Below are 26,723 nucleotides of genomic sequence, written 5' to 3'. Positions count from 1 at the left end.
GGAACTCCGGAAATGAGCATGTATTTTCATGTACGGCGGGTATTGAGAACGGTCAGCGCGGCTGCGGCGCAGATGGCCATGGTGGTGCCCATGGTGACTGCGGTGACCTGGCCGGGCAGGCTCATGGCGGAGGCGGCGAGGCCGCCGACGAGGAATTGGAGTAGTCCTTGCAGGGAGGAAGCGGCTCCGGCGGCGGAGCCGTGGCCGCTCAGTGCCAGGGATGTGGCGTTGGCCAGCACGATGCCGAGCATGGACACCACCAGGAAAAGGCAGGTCAGCAGCAGCGGTAGCGGGAGGCCTAGCACGGCGCAGGTCAGGACGCCGGCGGAGCCGAGGGTTGCCACGGTCAGACTGACGCGCAGCAGGGTGTGCTCGTCGGCGGCGCGGCCGACGAGCCAGCCGCTGACCTGCCCGAGCAGCACGATGCCCAGCCCGTTGAGGCCGAAGACGAGGCTGAACTGCTGGGCCGTGAGCCCATAGGCGTCTTGCAGGACGAACGACGATCCGGAGATGTAAGCGAACACGGCGGCGAACATCAGTGCCGCGGCGAGTACGTACCGCAGGTAGTGGAGGTCGGTGACCAGTGTCCGGAAGGTCCGCAGCGTCGCGCGCAGGTGGGCCGGCGCCCGCTTGGCGTCCGGCAGCGACTCGGGCAGCGCGAAGACGACCGCGAGCAGCAGGACGGCGCCGACGGCGGCGAGCACCAGGAACACCGCGCGCCAAGTGGTGAGCGTCAGCAGTTGGCCGCCGATGACGGGCGCCACGACCGGGGCGACGCCGTTGACGACCATGAGGGTGGAGAAGAACCGGGTCATGGCGGTGCCGGAGAACAGGTCCCGCACGATGGCCCGCGCCAGGACCGTGCCCGCGGCCGCACCCAGCGACTGCAGTATCCGGCCGGCGATCAGGTGGCCGACGGTGGGCGCCAGCGCGCACCACAGCGACCCCGCCAGGTACAGCGCCATACCGGCAAGCAGCGGGCGGCGCCGGCCCCATGCGTCCGACAGTGGACCGAAGATCACTTGGAAGAGGGCCAGGCCGACGACGAATGCCGTGAGGGTCATCTGAACCATCGGCGCGCTGGTGTGCAGATGGTGGGCCATGCTCGGCATGGCGGGTAGGTACATGTCGATCGTGAGCGCGCCGAAGGCGCTCAGCGAGCCGAGCAGCAGGGCAAGCCGCGCCCGGCGCCCCAGTTTCACCGGCTTCGGGACGTCGGTGCTCTCCGCCGTGGCGACCGTCTGTCGATCTTGAGCATCACCATGAGTTATGGACATATAATTATGGTGGCATAACTCAGTAGAGTGGTGCCATGCCCCGCGACACAAAAGACGCCGTCGGCGCGGACGCCGGTGGCCCGCTCGCCGACCTCGCCGACCTGATCCTCAACGTCGGCCGGCTGGTGCGTGCCCGGACTCCGGAAGGCCCGCAGGTGGTGACGCTGACCGAAACCGAGCGGCAGGTGATGCGGGTCGTCGACCTGTACCCCGGGGCCGCGCCGAGCGAGATCGCCCGCCGCGCCCGGCTACAGCGCACCAACGTCAGCACGGCGCTGCGCAGCCTCGAGGGCAAGGGGATGGTTTCCCGCGCCGCCACCAACGGCCGCGGCATCGCCGTGTACCCGACCGAGCGAGCGGCGGCCAACCTCCGGGTGCTGCGCGCCGCCTGGGCACAGCAGCTCGCCGATATCCTGGGCGACGACCTCGACACGGTCCGGAAATGCACCCACCTGCTCAGCCACCTGGAACAGCGGCTCACCGCCGACGACCAAGGCGGTCCATGACCACACGAGACCCACTGGGTCGTCGAGCGGGCCTGGCCTGGCTCCACCAGTTCAGACGACCGTGGCTCACTCTGAAACCATCAGTTAGCAGAGATCGACGCGGCCCTGCCCGGCACCGACCCGGCCGCGCGTACCGCAACGGAGCAGCCTGCGGCGCGAGACCGAGTGGGCTATGGACGAGCACGTCGTCCTCCATGAGGAAGCCGTCTCTATCTTGCGCAAGCACAAGGTGCCCGCGAAGGCCTGGGCCGACCTGGATCGCGCCTCCGACGCCGCCCGCCGCCGACTGCTGGACGCGGCGAGCCCTGACGCCGCCGACCCACAGCTCCACGTCGTGCTGGAATCCGCCGCTTACCAGGCCGTGCACGAAGCCGCCCAGGACTATCGGCGCTCCGCCCTCGCGGCGCTGGCCCGCACACCCCAGGCAAACACCGAAGCGCACATGGCGCGCGCGGCGGAACTCCGCGAGCGCCGCCACCGCTGGCACCCCGAGGGGGAGACCGCCCGTGCCGCCGCCCACCAGGTCGCCGCCGACGCCCGGACTCGCGCCGCGCAGAACCTCCTCGAGGAGCGCCTGGAGCAACTGCGCAGCCGCCGCACCGCACACCCCTGGACCACCGTTCCGGCCCCGCCCCGGCCGCGGTGGCGGTCCCGGCCCCGAACCTGGATGCAGACCGCCCCGCCCCGCCTGGGACGCCGCAGCCCGAACCGCGGCGGTGCGTGGGCTGGGCCGGCAAGTCGTGCGACCGGCCCGCGCTGCCCACCCGGACCGTGGGCGCCCGCCACCGCATCCAGCAGCTCGCGGCCGAAGCGGAGGCGTGCTGAGGTGGCGCGCGGCCAGGCACCGCACCCATGTGCGAGACCGGTCGTTGAACGGGACGCGCGCAGCACCACAACCCCTGCACGAGGGAGGAAGCCATGGCCGCCTTGGAGCTGCCGAAGAGCTGGACAGAGCAGGATCGCGAGCACTACCTCCGCCAGGTCATGCGGGGCGGATGGGCGCGGATGCGGCCGTACTCGCTCGCGTTCCTGCCCCTGGGCGTGGGACTTGAGGAGAACGGAGCCACGCGGGAGGAACTGAAGCGCGTGGTCCGCGACGCCGACAACCCGGAAGGCGACCTGCAATCCTCATGCTGGGAGGATGCCGCCTCACTCGACGAAGACGAGCGCGCCCAGCGACTGGCGCACCGTGAGGCCGCTGAGCGCTACGCAGCACACTACGGGCGGCCGCCGCTTCGCACCCACACCGACGTGCTGGAGCTGCTCGTGGCGGCGGGTGTCCTCTTCGAGGTGACCGACGAAGCCGGTGTGCCGCGCCTGTACCCCAAGCTTCCCCCGCCTGTGCCCGCAGAGGTGTTCCCTCTCGACGCGGAAGAGGCCGCCATCCAAAGGCAGCTGCGGATCGACAGCGCATACGAACGCGACTCCAGCCGGATCATCGCACTGTTCGAGCCGGACGGGCAGCGCCGCCAGGAATTGGTGACCAGCCTGGACCGGCTCGCCCGGCTCATCCAGGGCGATCCCCACGACGCCCGCGAAGCGCTCCGGCTCCTGACTGACGCGGGCGACTTCACCACCAGCCTTGACATCGCCGACCTCCCGCCGCACAAGGTCATCCGGATCCGCTGCGACTGGGACCGTTTCGACCAGGAACGCATCGGTATCCACGGCATGACCGAGGACGGCAGGCTCTCGGTGACACTGCCCGCCGAACGAAGCTGACCGCCGACTCAGGTCCAGGAGCACCGACCGGGCCACCGGGGGGAGGCCTGCGACCGGGTCCGCGCGACCTGGAAGACCGCCGGGACCCGCCGCTGACGCCACACACCTCGTTTGCCCACGGTCCCGCTGCGGCAACGGGACCGGTCCTGGCGGCCGCAGCTTACCTTCAAGGCCGCGGACCCTGCCGTGGTTCCGCGAACCAGAGGAGGAAGCAGCATGCGTACACACTTACGCACCACCCGGTTGCTGATGGCCGCCGCTCTGGCAGCCGGAGGACTGACCGCCGTGGCCGCGCCGCCGGCCGCCGCGGCGCCCGCCGCCATCCAGGCCTGCTACGACAACACCGTCGCCTACGCTTCGGACAGCCTCAACGAGTGGCCGTCTTCCGGGTGGGCTGTGACCACGTCGTCCTGCTCCGACATCAACATCAAGCCGACCAGGGCGGTCGACGTCCAGGTCTGCTTCAGGACCACCGGGGTATGCAACGGCTGGCGGACGGCCCACTCCTGGGTCTGGACGGTGGCCGCTTCCAACGTGAGGGACAACACCCAGTACTACCTCAAGTTCAACGCCCAGAGCCAGGGGCTCGTCGCCCACTGACCGGCAAGGAACCGACCAGGCCTGTCTTCTCCCCGGCTTGCGTGACGACTCCGACCGGGATGCCGACCCGCAGGCCCGCCGACCGGCGCCACGACACACCAAGGGCCCGGCCGGCTCGCCCGATACTCGGGCGAGCCGGCCGGGCGCGGGCCGCCTTCCCGGCAGCACCGGCCCGACCGCAACACCGCATCGCCGGCAGGCCACGCACCAGGCGCCCGCGACAGCCGGCCCCGCTGCCGAGCCCGTAGACCTTGTATTCTCGGCCAGCCTTCACTCGACCTAAAGGAGAACCGATCGCTCCTCGCGCCCGGGGCCAGACGGTTAGATCGCTGCTGGTGGCGACGGCGAGGGTGCGTCCGGACGGCGAGAAACCGGCAGCTCGCAGTTCGGAGTAGTTGGAGTCGAAGATGTGCCACCAGCTCTCGCCATGCGGTCCGTTGTGGGGCATGCCTCCGTCTGCGGACAGCAGGACGCGGTCGTGCGGCCACTCGGGGCTGACCACCTCCACAGTCCAGCCGTCCTCGGTGGTGGTGTGCAGGCCGCCTCCGAGGAGTCCCGCGATGCGTACTCGGGTCGAGGCGATGGGGCCGAGCCCTGGGCAGGAGAGATCTGGCACTGCATCCGGGGTGCTGCCGTCGGGGTCAGGGTCACGGTCCCTGGCGATCTTCTCGCCGATGACGGTGTCGAAGAGCCCGTGGCCGTCGACGGAGACAACCATGACCAGGTCGCGGCCATCTTCGGGAGCGAGAGCGAAGCCGATGCCGAGCAGGCCACCGATAGGGATGAGCCCGTTCGGGACCGGGTGCCACGGGACGGGCGGCGCGACGACAGGGACGGACAGAAACTGCTCTCGCAGATGCCGCTGGTAGTCAGAGATCAAAGTTCCTTCTCGCCTCGGCTGAACGTCGACCGCCCCAAGGCGATGACGTGGATCGTGCCGGGTTCGCACGAGCCTCGCACTCGACCGGCCAACTGAAGCGCTCAGTCACATGGGAGCCTGCGGTGCGGGTCAAGGGGCCGGAGAGGGCCTGGGGTATCCCATCTCCTCGTACCTCAGCAGCATGACCGCAGTGCAGATCGCGATGGCATGAACGCGATCCAGCGGCACCAGGCCCTCCACCGCCTTGGTGAGCCCCGTCTCTCCCATGGCGTCCCGGCGTACGGCCGTCATCATCGCCAGCTCAGTCCCCAGCGGTGCAAGTGCTCCCATCCCGTCAAGCTGCCGCACTGACATGGACGGCTCCCCCAGCTCATCGAAGAGTGCGTCATTTGATCACGGTCTTGGGACAGGTAGGCCCGGGTGAGATCAACCGCCCGCCACATCGCGTGGATTAGCAAAGGGTCCCCGGGTTCCGTCATGCACCCCTTGTAGCGAACCGGGACTTGCACGCGCTCGGACACCGCCCTGAGGGAGCATCGAGTAGTCGGCGCCCCGCCGGCCGGTGGCGTTTCTTCCTACGCGTCCCGTACGACGTAGGGGTTGTTCCAGTGTCCGTTGTCGGTCTCCGCCCCCATCTCTCGCGGGGAAGAGGTTCCGGATGAACCAGTAGTTGCTTTTCAGGTTCTGGCCGTAGAAGAGTCGAAGATTGTCGATCGCGAACGAGAACTGCACCGCGTACGGATTGCCCCACCGGCCGTTGTCCGTCTCTCCGGCCATCCTCATGTCCCGCACCTCCCGGTTGGTCGACTTCCCGCGCGTGCACGCCACGAGCCGCGCTCCGCGAACCGGCCTCCCTACGTGAAGCACCTGAACGCTCCGATTTTCGGCCTGCGCGGCTGGCGCCGTCTGCGCCCGCCCGACCGTGGCCGCTCGGGGCACAAGGCCAAGACCGGCTGATGGGCCGGACAGCGTTGACACCGGTCGGCCGGAGCCGCGTCCCGTCCGGTGGGCTCTCGCGACGCCCTGCCGTACCCTCACCGACGAGCCGCTGCGTGTTCGGCGTCCCTGGGTTGCGGGACGGCTTGCGTGACCGCCTCCTCCCCGGACCGGAGGCCGTTCACCTGCCCGCTGTCCGAATAAGCGTGCGTCTGGACGGGGATGCTCTCCGGAGGCCGACGGCAGCTCCTCGGGGGGCCGATGGACGCACAGGAGCGGGCCGGTGGGCCGTGTGCCGGGGCGCTGCGGGCCGCCGCGGCGCGTGTCCGGTACGAGGCCGTGCTGAGCTGGCGCTTCAACGTCGTCGACCTTCCGGCGGCGGTTGTGCCGGGCGTGGTCTTCGCGTTCTCCGCCTGGCGTGGCCTGCGGCTGCCCGCGGCCGAGCTGCCCGTGGTGCTGCTGGAGAGTCTGGCGTACTTCTGGCTGTTCCTGTCGGTGCACACCTTGTCCAACCAGCTCGCGGGCGTCGCGGAGGACCGGGTCAACAAGCCCGGCCGTCCCCTGCCCAGTGGGCTGGTGTCCGTACGCGGGACCGCGCACCGGCTGGTGGTGTCGGTGCTGCTGTTCCTCCTCGCCGGCCAGTTGCTGGGGGTGCTCGCGTGGACGGTGCTGTGGGTGGTGCTCGTGGGCGTGCGCACCTACGAGAACCTGATGCGCTGGTGGTTCGTGAAGAACCCCGCCATCGTCGGCGGGGCGCTGGCTCTGCTGGCCGCCGCCTGGCAGATCGCGGGACCGTTGACGTCGGCCGGGGGGTGGTGGGTGCTGGCGGGCACCGCCTACTGGATGGTGGGCTTCGTGGAGGACCTGCGGGACCTGCCCGGCGACGCGGCGGTGGGCAGGCGCACCCTGCCCATGCTCCTGGGCCCGGAGCGGGTACGGGCGGTGGCCGGCGGCGGGATCGTGCTGGTGCCGGCCGGCGCCGCGTTGCTGCCCGGGGTCGGCACCGAGCCCGTGGACCTGCTGTGGCTCGCCGCGTCGGGCGCGGGCTGCGCGCTGGTGACGGGGCGGTTGTGGCTGCTGCGCACGCCCCGGCAGGACGCCGTCACCTACCAGTTGTACTGCTTCCTGTGGTGCTGGCTGCTGTGCGGGCCGGCGCTGACCGGCTGACCCCGGCTCCGCCGGGGGCCGGGACCCGGCCGTTCCCGTCACGGGAAGGGGGCCGCCCATGACGGCCGTCGCCGCCCGGCTGCGTGTCCGCCACCCGTCCCGCCCGGCGCTCGTGTGGGCGTCCGCCGGTGCGGCCTTCGTCGTCCTCCAGGGGTACGTGTACACCCGCTGGCTGCTCACCGGGGACCCGGCGCCGGTGGGCACCGGGCCCGACCCGGTGCCCGCGGACACCAAGGTCTGGGCGTGGGCGTTGCAGCTCCTGGTGCCCGCGGTGTTCGCGGGATGCGTCGTGCACGCGGTGCGCGCCTCGCGCCGCCGGGGACGGCCGGCGTTCGACGCCCTGCTGCTCGCCGGGTGGCTGCTCGTCTACTGGCAGGACCACATGCCGGTGCTGCTGCGCGGTTGCTTCTTCTACAGCTCCTACCTGGTCAACGTCAGTTCCTGGGCCCCGCACGTCCCGGGCTGGGTCGGCCGCGGCGACGACCGCACTCCGGCGCCGCTGCTGCTGACCTCCACCCTCTTCCCGGTACTCGGCCTGCTGACGGCCGTGGTGATCTGCGCGGTCATGGGACGCGTCGCCCGATGGCGGCCGGGGGCGCCGGGCGGGGCGCTCGTCGCGGTGGCCGTGGCCACAGGGGCGGCGCTGGACCTGGTCTGCGAGTCCGTCCTGCTGCTGACCGGGCTGATCGCCTACCCGGGAACCGTCGGGTGGCTGACCCTGTGGCCGGGCACGGCGCACCAGTTCCCGCTGTACGAGGCCGTGCTGCTGGGAACCGTGTGGGGCATCGCCGGTGCCGTGCGGTACCGGCTCGACGGGCAGGGGCTGAGCGCGGTGGAGCGCGGCTCCCCGCGCCGCGGCCGGTCCGCGGTGCGCCTGCTGGCGGTGGCCGGACTGCTCAACGTGCTCTTCCTCGGCTACGCCCTGGCCTTCAACGCCGTATCCGCCCACGGCGATCCCGTCGGCGACGACCGGCCCAGCCACCTGCGCAGCGCCGGAGCGCCGTCGTGACGCGGCGGCGCCCGGCGGAGGCGGTGGTGTGCGGCGGCGGGTTCGCCGGGCTGCTGGCGGCGCGCGTGCTCGCGGACTGCTTCGAGCGGGTCGCCGTGGTGGAACGCGACGAGCCCGCGCCCGCGGGGCAGGCCCGCGCCGGCACGCCTCAGGCCCACCACGTGCACGGCATGATGGCACGCGGCGCCGAGATCCTGGAGCAGCTCTTCCCTGGTCTGCGGGCCGGGCTTCACCGGGCCGGGGCACCCGTGTTCGACTTCGGCGCGGACTTCCCCGTCCTCCTCCCCACCGGCTGGACGCCGCGCCGCCCGGTCGGCGTCCCCGCGCAGTCGTTCACCCGCACCGCGCTGGAGGAGCGCATGCGCGAGCACGTCGCGGCCCTCCCCGGTGTCCGGTTCCTGCACGAGCGGGCCGTCACGGGGCTGGTCCTCGGCCCCGCAGACGGCCGCGTGACGGGTGTGCGCGTGCGCCCGAAGGACGCCGATGCCGAGCACGCCCTGCTCGCCGACCTGGTGGTCGACGCCACCGGCCGCGGCTCGCGCACCCCGCGGTGGCTGGCCTCCGCGGGTCGGCAGCCGCCGCGGGCCCAAGTGGTGGACGCCCGGTACGCCTACGCCTCCCGCACCTACGCCGTCCCTCCCGCGGTGTCCCGGGACTGGGTGTGCACCCTCCAGATGACCTACGCGCCTGTCCGCCGCCGGGGCGGCGGCGTCGCCGCGGTGGACGGCGGCCGCCAGGTGGTGTCCCTGATGGGCGCGGCCGGGGACCTGCCGCCCACGGACGACGCCGGGTTCACCGCGTTCGCCGAGAGCCTGGACAATCCCCGCATCGCTTCGGCCGTGCGGGAGGGCACACCGCTGACCCCCGTGCGCCGGTACACCCGCATGCCCAACCGCTTCCACCGCTACGACCGGCTGGGGTCCGGCATGCCGGACCGGCTCGTCGTCCTCGGGGACGCGCTGTGTGCGTTCAACCCCGTCTACGGGCAGGGCATGACGGTCGCCGCGGTCCAGGCGCTGCTGCTGCGCGACGTTCTGAGGGACCGCGCCGGCCTCGACGGCGCCGCCCGCGTCTTCCAACGCCGCGCCGCGCGCTCGGTGCGGCTGCCCTGGCTCATCGCCACCAGCGGCGACCTGGGCTGGCAGGACACGCCGCCTCCCGCGGTGGCCCGCGCGGCGCGCTGGTACCTGGACCGGCTGCTCGGCGCGGTCCCGCACGACCCGGACCTGTACCGCCGTTTCGTCCTCGTCCAGCACATGCTCACCGGCCCACGCACTCTGGCCCACCCGCGCGCACTGGCCGCCGCGGCCCGGCCACGCCGAAGCCCCGCCCCCGACACCCACCGGCCGCGGTGACCGGTGCCCGAGGCCGAGTACGCCTTGGCGGTGCGACGGCTCGGCCCTGCGCGGCCCCCGCGGTGGGCGGCAGGGCGAAGCACCCACTGCAACGCGGCGTTGATGTCGCGTTCGGTCGCGGCATGGGAGGCGATCAGGAGCTCATCACCGGGGAGCAGGAGCAGGGACGCGCTGGGTGAGGCCGGCCTGAGCGGATGACGGTGGCCACGACGGTGCTCTCGGGCAGGAGATGTCGGCGAGGGCGCGGTTCGCGCCGCGGGACTGTCGGATGAGGACGGTTCCGCCCACTTCGACGCCCGCCCGGCTCAGACGGAGCAGCGCCACGGTGTCGGTGGTGGTGGCGACCTCCTCGATGAGGGAGACGACTTACCGTAGCCCACCAGCCAACGGAGCACGCCCATGATGCCTGCCCCAGCGAGCAGGGCGCACAACGTCGAGACGGGTGCGTAGCCCACACGTGCCCGATTGCCTCAATCCCGCTCGTCGCGACTCTTGAGGCCTCTACGCTGAACGAAGCCGTCCCGGTGGTCCTCCCCCGTGCCACCGGAACGGCTTTCACGCGCTGGAGTGCGCTTGGCGAACGGCGTCCCGGGTGGCGTGCACTGCGGGGTGCTCAGGCCCGGTTCGCCCGGGCGAGCGCGGCACCGGTGCACGCTGCTTCGAGTCCGGCGGTGACGCTGACCGCACCGTTGCGCGACGGCGGAGACGGCGACCAGCAGATCGTGACCGCCGCCCGCGGCCAGCGGCAGCAGAGCGGCGACGGCGACGGCCTTCGCCGTCCCGAAGACCAGAAGCGCCCGGGCGCGGCCAGCGCGCCCGGGCCAGCCGTCGACGCACACGAGACCGCGCTGCGCCAGTGGGCCGCAGAGGCCGCCCGCAGCTCCGCCGCCACTCGGGTGCTCATGGCCGGGCCCACGCGTTCTTCGTCGAGAAGAAGGGGGATGAGAACAAGTCGGTCGCCATGCCGTTCAACCACCAGTTCGACACCTTCAACACCGAGCACGCGATCGACATTCCGCTGCCCCTCAGCGCCGCCGTCAGGACGCCCATCGCCTCCCCCGACGGCAAGTACATCTACGCCCACTCCAGGGCCGCCGGAAAGGGCTACATCTTCACGCTGAACACCGCCACCGGAAAGTTCGAGAAGCCCATCATCGTCGAAACGGACGTCGACACCCGGTACGGCGCCATGTGCCTCGGCGGCCCGGGCACCTTGTATGCGACCTGGGACGGGAACAGGATCTTCGAGGTCGATCTCACGACCGGGAAGAGCATCCCGCACACGAAAGAGAACACCGCGAACGTCTCCTGGGACCTGGAGACAACGCCCGACCGGAAGCGCATCTACATCGCGGGGAAGTTCGACGAGAACTACCACGCGGAAGTGGCCACCTACCTCCTGGACGGCCAGGGCAAGGGAACCTACGTGGTCCAAGACACGAAGCTCGCCGACCGCAGGATGCGCCTCAGCTCCACCAAGACCTCGGCGGGCGTGCAGATCTTCGCGTTCATGGCCACCGAACCCGGCGGCATCGCCCCCGGCAACGATGAGATCATCGTCGTCGACAACAGCCTACTGAAGATCCACAAGAGGGTCGGCATGCAACCCCCGAAGCAGATCGGCGATCCCACGACTTACGACACCTTCGGGATCGCGGCCTCCCCCGAGGGGGACGCCGTCTATGTCTCGGGAATCCGGAAGAAGAATGTCTCCCCCTGGTGGGACGTCTACTTCTGGGTGTACGACACCCAGACGGAGAAGCTGTCCGCCACTTACTCCCCGGACGTCGTCGGCGATCACCTCACTTTTGCCCCGCCAGGAGCCAACAAGCTCTACCTGGCATCCACCGACACGACCAAGTTCGTCGCTTTCGACACGGCCAAGAACAAGCTCGGCGCCACCACCGACGCACCCCACAAGACCCCGATGATCGTCGCCTACAAGCAGTCCGACTGACGCCGCCCCCTGGCTCGGGACGAGGGACCCGCGCGCCGCGGGCTGTCGGCGCAGCCCGGCGCGCAGCCGGAACGCGCGTCAGGTGACGGCCTGACCGACGGGTGAGGGCAGAAGGAGGGGCGCTGCCAGTTCCTTCATCACCGGCCCGCGTGCCGGGGGCGGCACCGGGTTGGGCCGCGGGCACGACCCGACCCCGCCGCACGGAGCGCCGCGGGGCGGTGGCTCGGGCGTGTGGTGGGCGGCTGTGCGCCGGCCTATTGCGGGCAGGTGGCGGAGACGACGTAGTCGACGACATCGTGGGCGCTGGAGCGGTGCCGGTAGGCGGCGCGTTGGCGGTCGGCGCCGTTTCCCTGCGCACGCAGGCGCCGCCACTGGTCGCGCACCAGATCGAGGTCGTCGTGCCGGCGGAGCGCCGGGGCGATGGTGTCCAGCATCCGTTCGACCAGTGCGGTCTGGCTCACCAGGCGGCCGGTGAGCGGGTCGATGCCGCTGCCGGCCAGTCCGTCGCGCGCCGCGCGCCAGCAGGCGGCGCGCAGTACTTCCGGTGCCGGGCGGGGGGCTCGGTCACCGACGTGGATGGCGGTGAGGGCGGTGGCGGTCAGGGCGCGGACGACGGCGGCGAGCAGGACGCTGTCATCGGGGGTCAGGGCCGCGTCGGCGACGCGGATCTCGATGGTGGGCAGGTGGTGCGAGGGGCGGATGTCCCAGTACAGGCCGCCGCGGTCGATGAGTGCCTCAGCCTCGATGAGGGTGTGGACGAGGTCATCGAAGTGGGCGGGGGACGCGAAGTAGGGGGGTGGGCCGGCCACGGGCCAGCGTCCCCAGGTGGTGGTGCGCCAACTGGCGTATCCGGTGTCCTGGCCGTCCAGGAACGGGGAGTTCGCCGCCAGTGCGGACAGGGTCGGCAGCCAGGGGCGCAGATGGTTGCTGACGTGGACGGCGTCGCGGGGGTCGGGCAGTCCGACGTGGACGTGGCAGGCGCACGCGGTCTGCTCGTCGTCCAGGGCGCGGAAGTGGGCGGCGCTTCGTGCGTAGCGGGCGCCCGGTGACATGGGAACAGGAGCGGCCTGGCCGAGTACCGGGGTGCCGGTGGAGGCGACGCGCAGGCCGAGGCGGGCCGCGGCACGGGCGGCCGCGGTCCTGGTGGACCGGATCTGGTCGCCGGCTTGCCGCAAACAGGTGTGCGGGTCGGTACGCAGTTCCACCTGATAGCGGGTCAGCTCGGTGCCCACCCGGTCACGGAGTTCGCCGGCGGCCTGCTCCACCAGGCAGGGCCCGTGGGCGCTCAGGGCGCGGGTGGTCGGATCGATGAGGAGGAGTTCTTCTTCGATCCCGACGGTGAGCGCGGCCGGGGCCTGGCCTGTGCGGGGTGAGCGGGCCGGCGTGGAGGCGTCCGACGGCGGCGGCCCGCCATGAGGTTGACTGCTCATGGTGATAACACTGACCTCTTTCCGTCCTGAGTGAACTGGCGTGTGTGATTGCCGGCTACCCACGGCCGACGGTTACCCGATCGCCATGGCGCTGGATGGCGTCGTCACCTCCGGGAACACGGGACGGCCGTCCCGGTGGCGACTCCGACGAGATGGGATCCCACGGTCGCGGCCCGCGAGCGGTCGTCGCGTGCATGCGTGGTGCATGTCCGGTTGCGTCACCCGCCTGACCTGCATGCGTGCCGGTGCGACGAGTGGTTGCCCCCGGCATCCAGCCTCCGCGGGCGGGGGGCCGGTGGTGTGAACGAACGTGCGTTGCCCGGCAACGGGCACGCCAGTCGAGCATGCCGCCCCCTGCGGTCACCCCGAGTGCACCACATGAGATCGGCTGTCACCGCAGGCGTCGGCGATCGCGCTCACGTCCGCCGGCCGCCCTCACTTGGGGCGATCGCCGGGAGTGAGGCACGGTCGTCATCCCGTGCGGATCTCCGGGCGGTACTCGTCGAGCCAGGCGGCGAGGGTGAGGGCGCGGTCGGCGGTGTACCGGCCGATACCCGTCAGCTCCCCGGAGCCGGGTTCGGCCGCGGCTCGCAGCCACCGCCGGTTCAGCAGGTCGAAGACCCGGTGGCCGCTGCCGGCGGCGAGGTCCCTGGCCTGCCCGGCGAGCGCGGCGAGGCACGGGTGGCCCTGCGGGGAGGGGTAGGCCGCCCTTGGGCCGGTACAGCACCGGCGGGGGCAGCAGGTCCGCGGCGCGGTGCGCGGCAAACCAGCGGTGGCCGCCAAAGACCTCCTCGGCGGATTCGCCGGACAGTGCGACCGTGGCGTGCTCGCGGACCGCCCTGCACAGCAAGCAGGTACCGGGAGATGTCCACGCCGCCGAAGCCCACCGGGAGGTCGCAGGCGCGCACCACGGCGCGTCTGGCCTCCGGGTCGGTCATGGACCGTGCGACGAGCACCACCTCGTGGTGGCGGGTGCCCACATGGTCGGCGGCCAGGCGCGCGTAGGCGCCTGTTCAGCAATGAGCTGGTCGACCACGCGCGACGCCTGTCGCACACCCGGCACCTGGTCCTCGGACACAGCACCTGGGGGCAGGCGTGCGCGGCGCTGGACGCGGCGGCCCGCGTCCAGCGCCGCCGTCAGGTCGACGCCTCCCACGCCGTCGCGCTACGCCAGAGTGGGGAACATCGCGCTGTCCGGGGAGGGCGGGCCGTTTCCGGTCGGCTTGCAGCCCATGGCCTGCTGGCAGTGCACGTCCCTCTGTCGCAGCAGGTTCCCGCGGCGTAGCGTGACCCGTGCACGCCTGGTGCACCATGCGTCGCGGTGTGTGCCGAGGAGGAGGGGTCGTGCAGGCAGGGACCGTGCTGGACGGCCGCCACCGGTTGATCGAGGCGATCGGTGCGGGCGGGTTCGGGCAGGTCTGGAAGGCGCACGACCCGAAGGTCGACCGGCTGGTGGCGGTCAAGGTCCTCATCGGTGACGGCAACGCGGACAGCGACCGACAGGTGGCCCGGTTCGCCCGCGAGGCGGCGGTCGCCGGCGGCCTGTCCCATCCCCACATCGTCACCGTGCACGACTTCGGCTCCGCGGCACACGACGGGCGGCTGTACGCCTACCTGGTGATGCAGCCGCTCCCCGGCACGTCCCTCAGCGCCGTCCTGGAAGCCGGGCGACTGCCCCTGCCGAACGCCTTGTACACGGCGGCCTGCGTCGCCGACGCCCTGGCCGCCGCCCATCAGGCGGGCCTGGCCCACCGGGACGTCAAGCCGTCCAACATCATCGTCAGCTCCAGCGGCGAGGCGATGGTCGTCGCCTTCGGCATCACCAAGGGCAGCGACGCCCGGCACGACATCACCACCACCGGCGTCCTGATCGGCACCCCTGCCTACATGGCGCCCGAGGCGCTGTCCGGCACCTTCGACCACCGGACCGACCTGTACTCCCTCGGATGCGCGCTCTACGAGATGGAGCCCCCAATGGAGCCGGAGCGGCTGGTCGGCCGGCTCCTGGCCAACGACCCGGCCCAGCGGCCGGACAGCGCCGAAGAGGTGTACGGCCTCCTCGCAGGAGATCGCCGACCGCCACTTCGGCCACCCCCCGCCCAGCCGCGGACGCGACATCACCTCCGAGGTGTGGATCAGTCCGCACGAGGCCACCGACGGTGCGGTCATCCCCCTGCGCCTCACCTTCCACAAGACCTGCCCCGCCTGCGCCACCAGGCAGGACGTGAAGGCGGCGCAGGTCCGCACGACGTGTCATGGGGGAGGGGAGGGTGGGGTCGCCCGCAAGCGACGCAGATGTCCCGATCCGCAGGAAGTGACAAAAGAGAGGGGCTCCCTTGCTCCGCCGGTTACTCTCCGCAGCCCTGGTCTTGGCCGGCCTGGCAACCGTACTGACCGTCCCGTCCGCCTCCGCCGCCGACTACCCAGCGGCCACCACGCCCTTGATCTCCTGGAACATGCAGGGGGCCAACAACGCGGACCGCAACGGCAGCAAGTGGACCACGGTCCAACGCCTGGCGTTGCAGTTTCCGATCCTGATGCTTCAGGAGGTCGGCCCGCACCCGCCCGCGAACAGCGTCCGGCAGCCCGACCAGACCTTCACCACGGTCGACAGCCAGGGGAACACACATCAGCACACCGTGCTGCACCACACCTGGAACGTCGACAGCCCTTACCGCCGTCCCAACTTCACCCGTGAGGTGTACTTCCTGCCGACCACCGACGACGCGACCAACCCACGCCTGATCGGCGGCCGGGTCAACATCGCGCTCGTCCTGCCCGAGGCGCCCGACGAGCTGATCGTCGTCGGCAACCCGGTCGACGCCGGGCGGAACGCGCTCGGCGCGCGGTTCGGCGACGAGTGGTACTTCACCGTGCACGGCCTGTCCGGCGGTGGCGGCGACTCCGCAGTGCTGCTGGACGCCATCGACGACCGGGTCGAGGCCCTCGCGAACCAGCGCAACGTCCAGTACCACGTGACGGTCGGCGGCGACTTCAACGTCCACCCGGACACCCTCCGCGGCCGGCCGGACTTCCCGCCGACCATGCGGGTCCACCACGCGAATCAGGCGACACACCAGGGCGGTGGCTGGCTGGACTACTTCGCCACCACCCATTTCTTCAGCGACCCGCCGGCGGTCACGGTCCGGGCCGAGGGCAACTCCGACCACCGGCCGGTCCAGTTCGGCCAGATGAGGGCGGCCGCCGCCTCGCCGGTCGAAGAGCTCCGGGTGATGCCGACCGGCGACGGGATCACGGCCGGTGTGCACAGCACCGACGGCGACGGCTACCGGGACGATCTGGGCACCCAACTGAAGGGCATGACCATCGCTGGGCTGATCGGCGGCATACTGCTCAGCCCCTTCTTCAAGCGCTCGGATTTCGTCGGCGAGCTGGAGAGCGGCGACAGCGGCGATCCCGATCACATGGGCTTCGTCGGCAAGGGCATCGACGACATCCGGGCCGAGACGATCCCCGCGCTGCGGACACATCGGCCCAACCTGATGCCCCTGGTCGCGGGTACGGCCGACCTGGCCGGCGGTGCCGACGGCGCGGCGACGGCCACGAAGATGGAAAGCTTCCTGAACGCGATTCACCTGGCCTCGCCGACGACCACGGTCCTGCTCGGCACCCTGCCGCCGTCGACGAACCCGACGTACCAGGCCCGTATCGACGCCTACAACAGCGCGCTCCGCACGATCGCCCATGCCAAGATCAAGACCGGCGCGCGGCTGGTGCTGGTCGAACTGGGCGACGTCACCCCGCAGGACATCATGCACGAGATCTACCCGAACGACGCCGGCCACCAGAAGATCGCGCACGCCTTCGCCGAGGGCGCCCGGATCGCGGTCCTACAGATGATGATCAGCGGCCGCTCGTATGTCTGGGAGCCGATCGGCAAGATCCGGGACGCCGCGCCGGCCGGCTCGAAGGTGGATTTCGCCGACCTGAACGGCGACGGCAAGGACGATTACGTGGTGGTCGGTACGGACGGCACGGTCACCGGCTGGCGCAACGACAATCCGCGCGAGCCGGGGGTCCCGCTGGGTGACATCAGCCCGGCCGACCGAGGGAACAACCCGGAACGGGTCTACTTCGCCGACCTGGACGGTGACGGCAAGGACGACTACATCCGGATCCTGCCGGCGGCCGAGTCGCCGACGGGCATCCTCGCGATGCGGATGTCGCAGAACACCAGCAGCGGCGGCCAGGTCAGATGGGCCGACGCGACGATCGTCGCGAACAACCTCGGTTACCCCCCGAACATGTTCTTCACCGACCTCGACGGCGACGGCCGCGACGACCTGATCACGCTGGACCGGATGAACTTCCCGTCCGCCTGGCTGAACGAGGGCACGGGCATGCCGACTCCGGGCGGCTGGGACGATGTCGAGGGTTTCGGTACTCCGGGCGAGTCCCCCGGCGCGGAGGTCGCCTTCGCCGACATCACCGGCGACGGCAGAGCCGACACGGTCCGGGTCGAGTACATGACCGGTGATGTCCGGGCCTGGGAGAACACCGGCGCTCCGTGGAGCCTCACCGAAGGCTGGAAATCGCTGGGCGTGGTCCGTGCCGACGGTCCGTTCCAGGGCTCATCAGGGACCTTCGCCGACCTGGACGGCGACGGGATCGAGGACTTCGCCGTGACCCGCTCCAGTACAACGGCGAAGACCGCTGCAACGGCGAAGACCGCCGCCAGAACGGGGGCGGCGACCGAGGCCGGCGACATCGAAGGCTGGCTGGTCCCGTCCTACGGCGACGGCAGCCGCACCCCCGGCGGCGCCGGCGACCTCGGCATCAACGGCGGCGTCGGCGACCCGATGGAATCCCACCCCGGCGGCGACGACGGCGGCCCCCGCCCGGACGCGTCCGGCGACTGCCGCCCGGACGGCCTGGCGCCCACACCGGGCGTGGCGACGCCGTACTGCAAGATCTACCAGAGCGACGGCCGCGAATGGCTCGGCCAGAACCGCAGCCGCCGGGTCGTGGGCTACTTCAACGGCGGCCGCACGGGCGCCGACGGCACACCGCACTACCTCGTGAAGAACATCCCCTGGTCGAAGGTGACCCACCTCAACTACGCCTTCGCGACGGTGGAGAACAACCAGATCGTGGTCGACTCGAACGCCACGCAAAGGGAGTGGCCCGGCGAGGCGGGCGCGGAGATGGACCCCTCACTGCCGTACAAGGGACACTTCAACCTGCTGACGAAATACAAACGCCTCCACCCCCGGGTGAAAACGCTGATCTCGGTCGGCGGCTGGGCCGGCTCCGGCGGCTTCTACTCGATGACCACGAACGCCGACGGCACGGTCAACCAGGCGGGGATCAACACGTTCGCGAATTCGGTGGTGGGCTTCCTGCGGACCTACGGATTCAACGGCGTGGACATCGACTTCGAGTACCCCACGGTCCTCGAGGACACCGGCAACCCGAACGACTGGTCGCTGGCGAACCCGCGCCGCAAGGGCCTGCCCACGGCGTACACGGCGCTGATGAAAACGCTGCGGGACACGCTGAACCGGGCATCGGTCGCGGACAACACGTACTACCTGCTCACGTCGGCGTCCTCGGCCTCCGGCTACCTGGTCCGCGGAATGGCGAACCAGACGGCACTGGATTACCAGGACTTCACGAACCTGATGTCGTACGACTTCCACGGCACCTGGAACGACGTCGTGGGCCCGAACGCGGCGCTGTACGACGACGGAAAGGACCCGGAACTGGCGGACCAGTACGCCACGCCGGAATACGGGAAAATCGGGTACTTCAACACCAGTTGGGCGCTCACATACATGCGCGGCGCACTACAGGCCGGACGTGTCAACATCGGCGTCCCCTACTACACGCGCGGATGGAAGAATGTCACCGGCGGCACGAACGGCCTGTGGGGCTCGGCCCCGAAGCCGGACGGCTGCGAACCCGGCACGGGCATCAAGCGCCCGTGCGGCGACGGCGCGATCGGCATCGACAACATCTGGCACGACGAGACGAACAACGGCAGCGAACTCGGCTCCGGGACGAACCCGCTGTGGCACACGAAGAACCTGGAGAAGAACATCACCCCGATCTACGCCCCGAGCGTCGGCCTGACCCCGGACACCGACGCCACCGACCGGCGCACGGGCCATTACACCCGGCACTGGGACGACGTGACGAAGACGTCATGGCTGTGGAACGCGGAGAAGAGGGTGTTCCTGTCGACGGAGGACGAACAGGCCATCGACTCGGTCACGGACCTGGTCAAGTCGACGGGCGCGGGCGGTGTGATGATGTGGGAACTCGGCGGCGACTACGCGTGTCCGGCGGACGTCCAGCCGGACACCCCGTGCGGGATGGGCTACACGCTGACGACGCGTCTGAACGAAAAGCTGGGCAACACCGGCGCATACGACAACAGTCTGCGCACCGGCAGCAGTGCGGCGGCCCCGACGGTGTCGGCGAACGTAAGCGTCGAACTGGTCAACTACCCGACGGCGACGGCTGACCTGTGGCCGTTGCAGCCCACACTCCGGATCACGAACAACACGGGCCGCACGCTGGGCGGCGGAAAGGACACAAAGCTCTCGTTCGACATCCCGGCCTCGACATCCCCGCTGGTGAAGGACGCGAACTGGCAGACGGGCGACCAGGGCGGCCAGTGGCAGCTTACCCCCGGCACGACATTCCACAGAATCACCACAACACTGGACTACTGCCAGATCATCCCAGCAGGCAAATCCCTCGACCTCCCGATCATCTACTTCCTCCCGATAACGGGACCGGTAAACACAACCCTGTCCCTGGCAGGCAGGCCCTACTCCCCGGTGACGGACAACCTCAAGGCACCAGCTCCGGCGACGCCGCCGGCAGGCGGTTGCAGTGCGTCGAACTGGGACGCAACGAAGATCTACAACCCGGCGAGCCAACCGATCGAGGAAACGACGGTCAAGTACAACGGCAAAATCTGGAAAGCCAAGTGGTGGACCCAGGGCAATGCGCCCGGCACAGGCGCGGACGCGGACCGCGAGCCGTGGAAACTGATCGGAGACGCGGCCTGAGGTCCTGAAGAGGACCCGTCCGGGTCACCCGCAAAGCAACAGCCCCTGCCGCAGGCAGGGGCTGTTCGCTCGCTCGGGGCCTCTGCCGGGGACCGTCCCGGGGAGGCCCCTGAAGACTGGGTCCGGCCCGTAGTCGGTGGTGACCACCAGTAGCCATCCTTCATAATGATCTTGCGATGGCGTCAACCCTCTTCTTCCGACAGTGTTTCCCGGGCCGTCGGTGCTGGTGATCGAGGACGAGGCGGACGGCGGGGACACGGTAGCCGGGCGATACCGCCTGCCGGGTCTTCACCGGCGCCTTGGGCCGCTTGTACCCTGCGGGATCGGACCCGGGCGGTCGTCCACCGGCCGACCCGCGGCGGATCCGGTGCCCGGCCTGGTCACGCTTCTCCGGGATCATATGGGGGATGCGCTCCATCACCTCGGTGAAGCAGGGCGCGTCCCCGCGCTGCCCGCCGGTGACCACCACGGCCAGGACGTGCCCGAAGGCGTCCGCGGCCAGGTGGAGCTTGGTGGTCAGCCCGTCGCGCGAGCGGCCGAGCGCGTGGTCGGCCGCCTCGGCCGCCAGGCCGCCCGCGGCCTGCCCGCCCGGACCGTCAGCCCTCTTTTCCCCGCCCCGGTCGCGTGCCGGTGCGCCCGGCAGATCGTGGTGCCGGGGTCGCCGGAGCGGCGTCGGGTGAGCATGACGGGGCAGAGGCGTCGGCGAGATCGGCGCCGGTGTCGGCGTCCCGCCCGACCCTGTCGAGGCCGTGCCAGTCCAGGCACATGATGGTCGCGTCGTCCTCCAGGTGTCCCTGATTGGCGTCGACGACCGCCGTGATGAGGACGCGGGCGGCTTCGCGGGGATGCAGCGCGCGGGTACGGACGATCAGCTGTTGCAGGTCGACGCTGCCGGCGTTGCGTTCCAGCATGCCGTCTGTCAGCATCAGCAGCCGGTCACCCGGCCGCAGGTCCAGCGGCTGCGTTCGGTAGGTGTGGGGGGCCTGGAAGCCGAACGGCAGATCGATGTGCGGAGTGATCTGCCGCACCTGACCGTCGCGCATCACCAACGGCCAGGGGTGTCCGGCGTTGATGAACTGCGTCCCGCCGTCGACCAGGCTGATGCGCAGCAATTGCCCGGTGACGTAGCTCTGGCTGTGTTCACGCATGGCCTGGTCGGCCTGGCGGGCCTGCTCGGCGAGGTCGGCGCCCGCCCGCCGTGCCCGGCGCAGGGCGCCCACGGCGAGGGTGGCCAGGAGCGCGGCGTCGACGTCATGGCCCATGGCGTCGGTGACGGAGAGCTGCACCGCGTCCCGGTCGATCGTGTAGTCGAAGGTGTCGCCCCCGACGTGGTCGGCGGGCTCCAGTGCCCCGGCGACGGCGAACTGCGCCGCCTCGCATGCCAGCGACGCCGGCAGCAGCCGGTGCTGGATCTCCGCCGCCAGGCTCAGCGGCTTGGTGCGGCGGCCCCATTGGTAGACGTCGGTGAAGGGCCGGTTCGCGATGACGATGTACGCCAGGGCGTGCGCGGCCTCACCGATTTCCCCCATCACCACCGCGTCCGGCGCTGCGGGCAGGAAAAGTTCCAAAAGCCCGATGGCGTCCCCACGGTTGGTCACCGGTGCGACGACCCGCACCTGCGTCTCCTGACCCGTGTGCTCCACACGCGGCCGCTGGGTGCGGATGACGTCGTCGTACAGGGTGCCCCGCAGCGTGATACGCCGGGCGGGCTCATCGGTCTCGACGCTTCCCGCGGCCCCCAGCCGTACGACCGAATCACCGGTGAAGTCGGTGATCAGGAACGACACCGACACGGCCCCGAGGTGCTCCTTGAGCATGCGCGCGACCACGTCGAGGGACTCCACTGGTGCAGCGGTCTCCGCTGCGGCCAACACCCCTGCCAGGGTCAGCGCCCCGTCACGGACACCCCCCACAGAAGAGCTCGTCGACCTGACGTCCCGGCCCGGCCCGGCTCCGCTCACACCGACTCCCTGCTGCTCGATGGTGCTCTGAGGCCGTCCAGGTGGCCGAAGAGGCCGGTGCCAACCGGGTGCCGGCATTCCCATTCCATCACGGCCACCACAGGGTCTGCGTGGAGGCCGTTTCCGCCCCCGCGCCACCTGCCGGATGAAGGGCAAGCGCGACTCCTACGGCCGGATCGTGTGGGGCGTGAGCCTGCCCGGCCTGGACACCCTCGGGTGGGAGCCGGAGTGGGCGATTTCCCGCGTGGAGGGCGAGGGGACGCGGGACCGCCAGAGATACGGCGGGGTGGAGGGTGTCATCGAGTGGGACTCCAACGGCGCGCCCATCAAACAGGAACTGCGGGCCAAACGCCAGGTGAGCCCGGTCCCCGCGGCACCGCGAGCCGGCCGCGGCTGGGCATCGACCGCAGGGCACCGCCCCCTCCGCGCCGGTCCGCCCCCGCAAGGGCGGCCGGCCGCCGTCAGCGCAGCCTGCCCCGGATCGGATGGCAAGGCGATGCTACCGACAGCGGCGAGCGCGGCGAGCGGCGGGGCGGGCATCAGGCGCGCGGACCGGGTATCCCGTCGGTTCGCGCGGACCACCCTCACCCACTCGCCAGGCGGCCGGGCGCCGGCCAGGTACGCACACCCGGTGTCGTGCACCACGCGGGACAACATCCAGACATCCGCTTCGAGCAGGGCGAAGGCGGCAGCGGCAGGGCTCGGCAGAGGCACAGCAGACGGCCCCGGCTGCCCGCGGGCCTGGTCCTGACGTCGGTCACCTCGCTCGCGGACGCCGCACCGTTCTCCCTCCTCGAGGCTGCCGCCGGCTGACGACCACCCGCTCGCCGGGCGGCGGTGACACCGTCTCCAGCGGCTCCGGCACCGTGCCGGGGAACTCCGGGAACAGGCGCAGCGCCGGCGCCCACGCGTCCGACGCCTTCCCACAGCGGTGCGGGGCAGTCCTCCGGCCGGGACAGCTCCCGAAGCCGGTCCTTGGCGGCGTCCGGGTCCGGGTCCGCCGACAGGGCGGTGACCTCCTCCCGTACCGGGCCGGCGAACCAGTACGGGTGTCGTCCGCGAGCCCCTGCGGCCCCGCCGCTACGCACGCAGGCGCTCGGCGCGGGTTGACGCACCTTTGGGAGCGCCGCGTTCCAGGGGGCGCTCGGAGCACGGCCGCACTCCGGCCGACGGCGCGCCCCGGCGGTAGGTCGGCCGTCGGAACGCGTCGTCGGCGTGCTCGGCCACGGTCTGCTCGGCGCCGGGGTCGTCCAGTGTGCTGCGGGACATGCCGCGCGGGTCGTAGGTCGCGACGGTGTATTCGGCGGCGAGGTCGTCGGCGAAGCCGTCGAAGGAGGCCGCGTCGCCCGCTCCGCCGGAAATCAGCAGCAGGAGCGGGCCCTGACCGCGCACTTCGTAGTGCAGGGTCGCGCCGTGCACCCCCGTCGGCCGACCACAGCCTGCGGCGTTCGCAGACCGCCCTGCACGAGCCGAACCGGGATGCCGCCGGCCCCACGGGGGGGTAACCCCCGGCACCGCCCTGAGGGCAGCGTGTCGGCGCGTCAGGGGGGAGGCCGGATGGGACGGTCCTCTCTGCGCTGGTGGGATGGTCGCCGACCACCGGCTGCGGGGCGGCACGGCCGCGGGCCACGGCCTGAGCGGTTCCCGAAGGCGCGGGCAACCCGAACAGAAAAGGGATCATCATGCATGGAGCAGGCAGGCGTCGGCGGGGCCGACTCGTCCTGACCGGCCTGGCCACGGTCCTCCTCGCCGCATCGGCCGGGCCGGCGGCGGCGGAGCCGCGGCCGGCCGATCCGCTGCAACGACAGGTGGACGCGATCCGCGACACCGGGGCCGTGGGCGTGCAGGCCGAGGTGACGTCACCGGACACGCGTGACAGCGCGCGCGCCGGGACGGCCGAGAAGGGCACCGGGAAGCCGATGCCACGGGACGGCAGGTTCCGGATCGGCAGCGCCGCCAAGACCTTCACCGCCACGGTCGTGCTGCAACTGGTCGGCGAAGGGCGCATGTCCCTGGACGACACCGTCGAGCAGTGGCTGCCGGGAGTCGTCCGAGGCAACGGCAACGACGGCAGCCGGATCACCGTGCGGCACCTGCTACAGCACACCAGCGGCGTCCGTGACATTCTGCCGGAGATAGCCGCGCTGAACAGCGCGGACGGCTATCGGGCCGAGCGGTTCCGCACCTACACCCCCGAGGAGTTGGTGGGGCTGGCGATGCGGCGCCCTCCCCTCCCCTTCTCCCCGGGCGAGGACTGGTCGTACTCCAACACCAACTACGTTCTCGCCGCGATGATCATCCACGAGGTCACCGGCCGGAGTTGGGACCGGGAGGTGAAGGACCGGATCATCCGCCCGCTGGACCTGAGGGACACCAGCGCGCCCGACACCTTCCCGTTCATCACGGGCCCGCACGCCCGGGGCTACACCGCGTTCGACACCGGCACCGGCACCGACGTCACCGTGCTCAACCCGAGCATGGCCGTGGGCTCCGGCTCGATCATCAGCACCACGCGCGACCTGAACCGGTTCTACGCCGCACTGCTGGACGGCCGCCTGCTGGATCCGGCGCAGCTCGACGACATGACGACCACCACGCCCGCGCCCAAGCTGGGCGTGCGGTACGGACTCGGTCTGGGTGAGATCCCGTTGTCCTGCGGCGGCAGTTACTTCGGGCATTTCGGGGAGCTGCTCGGCTATCGCACCTGGGTCGGCGTCACCCGGGACGGGAGCCGGACCGCCGCGGTGTACGTGACCAGTGACGGCGGCCAGGACACCCAGCAGGCGATGCGCACACTCGTGGACCGGGAGCTGTGCCGCACCGAGGAGCTGTAGCCGGTGATCGCGGGTTCCGCCGAGGTCGCCCGGACGGCCCCCAGGCGTGCGGCGGGTCGTCCAGGGTGAGCGGCTGAAGGTGTGGGGAACCAGCCGAGGGCCGAAGACGTGGGCCCCCGGCTCGGCGTCATGGACGTCGCACTGGTCGAGTGCGGCCGAGCCGACCCAGAACCAGACGCGGCCTGCGGCGCGTTCGCCCGTCGCATGGTCAACCGTAGGAGCCGGCCGAGGGCAGAGTGGGGCAGCAGCGAGGCAGGAGCCGGCCCGGCGTTCCCCGGGCCGCAGCGCGGGCGCCAGGCAAGTCCCGGCGCGGGAGAGGCCGGGCTCGAAGCAGCGCCGGCGCCGGGACCGTTCCTCCGCAGCCGCATGAGGGCCGGACGAAGGGATTCGCAGCCGCGAACCGCCCGGTTGTCCAGCGGTCGACCAGGCACACCGAGGGTGGAGTCGCCGGGCCGGTCGGGGGTGATGCAGGGCCCGTCACGGAGGTCTGCCGAGACCTGTCCCAGACGGCAAGGGAGCCGTCAGGATCGGCACGTCGAATGATGGGAGATCCGTCCGACTCAGCGCCAGCCACCGTGCCGCGGTTCCGAGTACTCGCCGAACGGCGGGTCGAAGACGTCCCCATCGTCGGCGGCCACCACGTAGTCAAGCCGCCATGACGTCGACGATAGCCAGGGCTGCTGACGCGCTGGGATCGGGCCGCCCAGACGACCGAAACGGAACACCACTCGCCAGTGCGCAGCCCGCACGCGTGTCCCGGGCACCGACTCGCCGTCCGCGCCAGGTGCGCCGCCCGGCCGGGTTTGCCGGGACTCGCAGAACGGTGACTTCCCGCCGGAGGGAAAGGCGGGTCGTCTGCGGCGGGCGTCACCACCGCGGGTCAGCGGCTGTCACCGCGCCGGGGGAGGTCATCGGACCGGAGTGGAACACAAGATCGGGATCGCGGGAGAAGAGGAACGACTGGAGGACGTCCAGGAGCGGCAGGTCGGTGCCGCGCCGGTGGCATTGGTGCGGCTGCACGACGGGGCAGCTTGTCGACGCCGCCGTCCTCGCCCGGATCCTCCAGCACGACGGCACCTGGTGGTACCGCCTCGCGATCGACCTGCCCATGCGCGTCCAAGGCCCCCCGACCCACGGCCGGGAACAATGCCCGACCCGCGCCACCATCACCGGCCGCCGTCACCGCGGCCGCGACCGCGACCGGGAACGCGCCGCCACCGCCTCCCGCACCGCCACGCGCCCATCATGGCGCGAGCGGCACTGCGCAGTCGGCGGGACTTGGCCCGTACTCCGTTCGTCCGGGTCCTGGGACTGTTGGAGGACAGGTTCCGTCCGCCCTCTCCTGACCTGTTCTCCGTGCTGTCCTACGTCGACACCGGGGCTGCTCCGGGCGCCGGTCGTGGCAACGGTGGCACGCCCTCACCCTGGTGCGTCCGGCCCGGGAAGACCAGGTCGGCGTGTGGTGACGCGTTCCCCGGACGGTCTGCACCTCGCCTGCCGCCATCCGGACACCCCGGCGGGCCGCAAGAACATCCGCCGGTACGCCGAGGGACTACGCGCCGTCGCCCCGCACCGCTGCACACACCGGGGCGTGACGTTCGCGGATACGTGCTCGAGTGTCCGGAACGAGAGTCCCGCCGACAGCACGCCCGTCGATCAGTACCGGTCCGCGGGCGTCGTAACCAGTTCACCTGCGCGACGGCATGCTCGTCCAGTCGGACTTCCCGGGCATCGTCGACCGTTTCGGGCTCGCCGAGGATGACGCGCGGGTTCGCGGCGCCCGGTCCTTCCCACGAGCTGTGCTGGCAGGAACTGGTGCGGCTCGCGGAACTGAGTGGGAGCACATGAACAAGGAGGGGTGGCGCCGACTCGATCTACCGGTGCATGGCCGCCCACGACGGCGGCAACGAGGTCATCAAGGACGCGTTCGTGCGGTTCATCGACAGGGTCTGGTACGTCCGCGGCTTGGAGGTGGGGGCCGCCTTCGACAAGCTCGACCAGGACAAGGACGGCCGCCGGACGCAGCGGCAGTTCGCCGAGGCCGCGCAG

Annotated in this window: 14 protein-coding genes and 4 pseudogenes; 10 read left to right on the top strand and 8 right to left on the bottom strand. The window is 71.1% G+C overall.

The features are described 5' to 3' along the window. Positions 1-26: 26 nt before the first annotated feature. A complete protein-coding gene (locus tag ACYVO2_RS05740; RefSeq protein WP_461006483.1) occupies positions 27-1,277 on the bottom strand; it encodes a multidrug effflux MFS transporter in 1,251 nt (416 codons plus the stop codon). A gap of 35 nt (positions 1,278-1,312) precedes the next feature. On the opposite strand from ACYVO2_RS05740, the gene ACYVO2_RS05735 reads away from it, so the two are divergent. The 3 genes from ACYVO2_RS05735 (at position 1,313) to ACYVO2_RS05725 (ending at position 4,105) form a co-directional block, all read left to right on the top strand. Continuing rightward, entirely contained in the window at positions 1,313-1,783 is a 471-nt protein-coding gene (locus ACYVO2_RS05735) for a MarR family winged helix-turn-helix transcriptional regulator (RefSeq protein ID WP_461006482.1), read from the top strand. 918 nt (positions 1,784-2,701) lie between these two features. Continuing rightward, on the top strand, positions 2,702-3,505 hold the full coding sequence (locus ACYVO2_RS05730; RefSeq protein WP_461006481.1) for a DUF6042 family protein: 804 nt from the start codon (positions 2,702-2,704) through the stop codon (positions 3,503-3,505). 216 nt (positions 3,506-3,721) lie between these two features. Then, on the top strand, positions 3,722-4,105 hold the full coding sequence (locus tag ACYVO2_RS05725; RefSeq protein ID WP_461006480.1) for a hypothetical protein: 384 nt from the start codon (positions 3,722-3,724) through the stop codon (positions 4,103-4,105). Positions 4,106-4,412: 307 nt separating this feature from the next. Here ACYVO2_RS05725 and ACYVO2_RS05720 read toward each other — a convergent pair. Then, a pseudogene (locus ACYVO2_RS05720) lies at positions 4,413-4,985 on the bottom strand (hypothetical protein); the annotation flags it as partial. Positions 4,986-6,182: 1,197 nt separating this feature from the next. Between ACYVO2_RS05720 and ACYVO2_RS05715 the strand changes: the two are divergent. The 4 genes from ACYVO2_RS05715 (at position 6,183) to ACYVO2_RS05700 (ending at position 11,409) form a co-directional block, all read left to right on the top strand. Further along, a complete protein-coding gene (locus tag ACYVO2_RS05715; RefSeq protein ID WP_461006479.1) occupies positions 6,183-7,088 on the top strand; it encodes a UbiA family prenyltransferase in 906 nt (301 codons plus the stop codon). A 58-nt stretch (positions 7,089-7,146) separates the two neighbouring features. Then, entirely contained in the window at positions 7,147-8,097 is a 951-nt protein-coding gene (locus tag ACYVO2_RS05710; RefSeq protein WP_461006478.1) for a spirocyclase AveC family protein, read from the top strand. After that, on the top strand, positions 8,094-9,452 hold the full coding sequence (locus ACYVO2_RS05705) for an FAD-dependent oxidoreductase (RefSeq protein ID WP_461006477.1): 1,359 nt from the start codon (positions 8,094-8,096) through the stop codon (positions 9,450-9,452). The genes ACYVO2_RS05710 and ACYVO2_RS05705 overlap by 4 nt, the downstream gene beginning before the upstream one ends. A gap of 856 nt (positions 9,453-10,308) precedes the next feature. Next, entirely contained in the window at positions 10,309-11,409 is a 1,101-nt protein-coding gene (locus ACYVO2_RS05700) for a hypothetical protein (RefSeq protein ID WP_461006476.1), read from the top strand. 254 nt (positions 11,410-11,663) lie between these two features. Here ACYVO2_RS05700 and ACYVO2_RS05695 read toward each other — a convergent pair whose 3' ends face one another. From ACYVO2_RS05695 to ACYVO2_RS05685, 3 genes and pseudogenes are all read right to left on the bottom strand, one after another. Then, on the bottom strand, positions 11,664-12,839 hold the full coding sequence (locus ACYVO2_RS05695; RefSeq protein ID WP_461006475.1) for a carboxylate-amine ligase: 1,176 nt from the start codon (positions 12,837-12,839) through the stop codon (positions 11,664-11,666). Positions 12,840-13,310: 471 nt separating this feature from the next. Further along, positions 13,311-13,622 (bottom strand): hypothetical protein, encoded by a 312-nt coding sequence (locus ACYVO2_RS05690; RefSeq protein ID WP_461006529.1) that lies wholly within the window; start codon positions 13,620-13,622, stop codon positions 13,311-13,313. A gap of 22 nt (positions 13,623-13,644) precedes the next feature. Continuing rightward, positions 13,645-13,689, bottom strand: a pseudogene (locus ACYVO2_RS05685) (hypothetical protein); the annotation flags it as partial. Positions 13,690-14,183: 494 nt separating this feature from the next. On the opposite strand from ACYVO2_RS05685, the gene ACYVO2_RS05680 reads away from it, so the two are divergent. Both ACYVO2_RS05680 and ACYVO2_RS05675 read left to right on the top strand, forming a co-directional pair. Continuing rightward, positions 14,184-15,233, top strand: a complete 1,050-nt coding sequence (locus ACYVO2_RS05680) for a serine/threonine-protein kinase (RefSeq protein ID WP_461006474.1) — start codon at positions 14,184-14,186, stop codon at positions 15,231-15,233. Then, positions 15,209-19,879: a glycosyl hydrolase family 18 protein gene (locus ACYVO2_RS05675; protein WP_461006473.1), complete on the top strand. Its 4,671-nt coding sequence runs from the start codon at positions 15,209-15,211 to the stop codon at positions 19,877-19,879. Before ACYVO2_RS05680 ends, ACYVO2_RS05675 begins: the two co-directional genes overlap by 25 nt. Before the next feature lie 304 nt (positions 19,880-20,183). Here ACYVO2_RS05675 and ACYVO2_RS05670 read toward each other — a convergent pair. From ACYVO2_RS05670 to ACYVO2_RS05660, 3 genes and pseudogenes are all read right to left on the bottom strand, one after another. After that, positions 20,184-20,530 (bottom strand): annotated as a pseudogene (locus ACYVO2_RS05670) (IS5/IS1182 family transposase); the annotation flags it as partial. Then, positions 20,476-21,768, bottom strand: coding sequence for a PP2C family protein-serine/threonine phosphatase (locus ACYVO2_RS05665; protein WP_461006528.1), 1,293 nt, complete (start codon positions 21,766-21,768; stop codon positions 20,476-20,478). The pseudogene ACYVO2_RS05670 and the gene ACYVO2_RS05665, both read right to left, overlap by 55 nt. A 1,269-nt stretch (positions 21,769-23,037) precedes the next feature. After that, positions 23,038-23,427, bottom strand: a pseudogene (locus ACYVO2_RS05660) (alpha/beta fold hydrolase); the annotation flags it as partial. Positions 23,428-23,522: 95 nt separating this feature from the next. On the opposite strand from ACYVO2_RS05660, the gene ACYVO2_RS05655 reads away from it, so the two are divergent. Then, complete coding sequence (locus ACYVO2_RS05655; protein WP_461006472.1) at positions 23,523-24,674, top strand: serine hydrolase domain-containing protein; 1,152 nt, start codon at positions 23,523-23,525, stop codon at positions 24,672-24,674. Positions 24,675-26,723: the final 2,049 nt, after the last annotated feature.

This window comes from Streptomyces capparidis (genome assembly GCF_054782095.1).
This window is presented reverse-complemented; position numbering and strand designations above follow the sequence as displayed.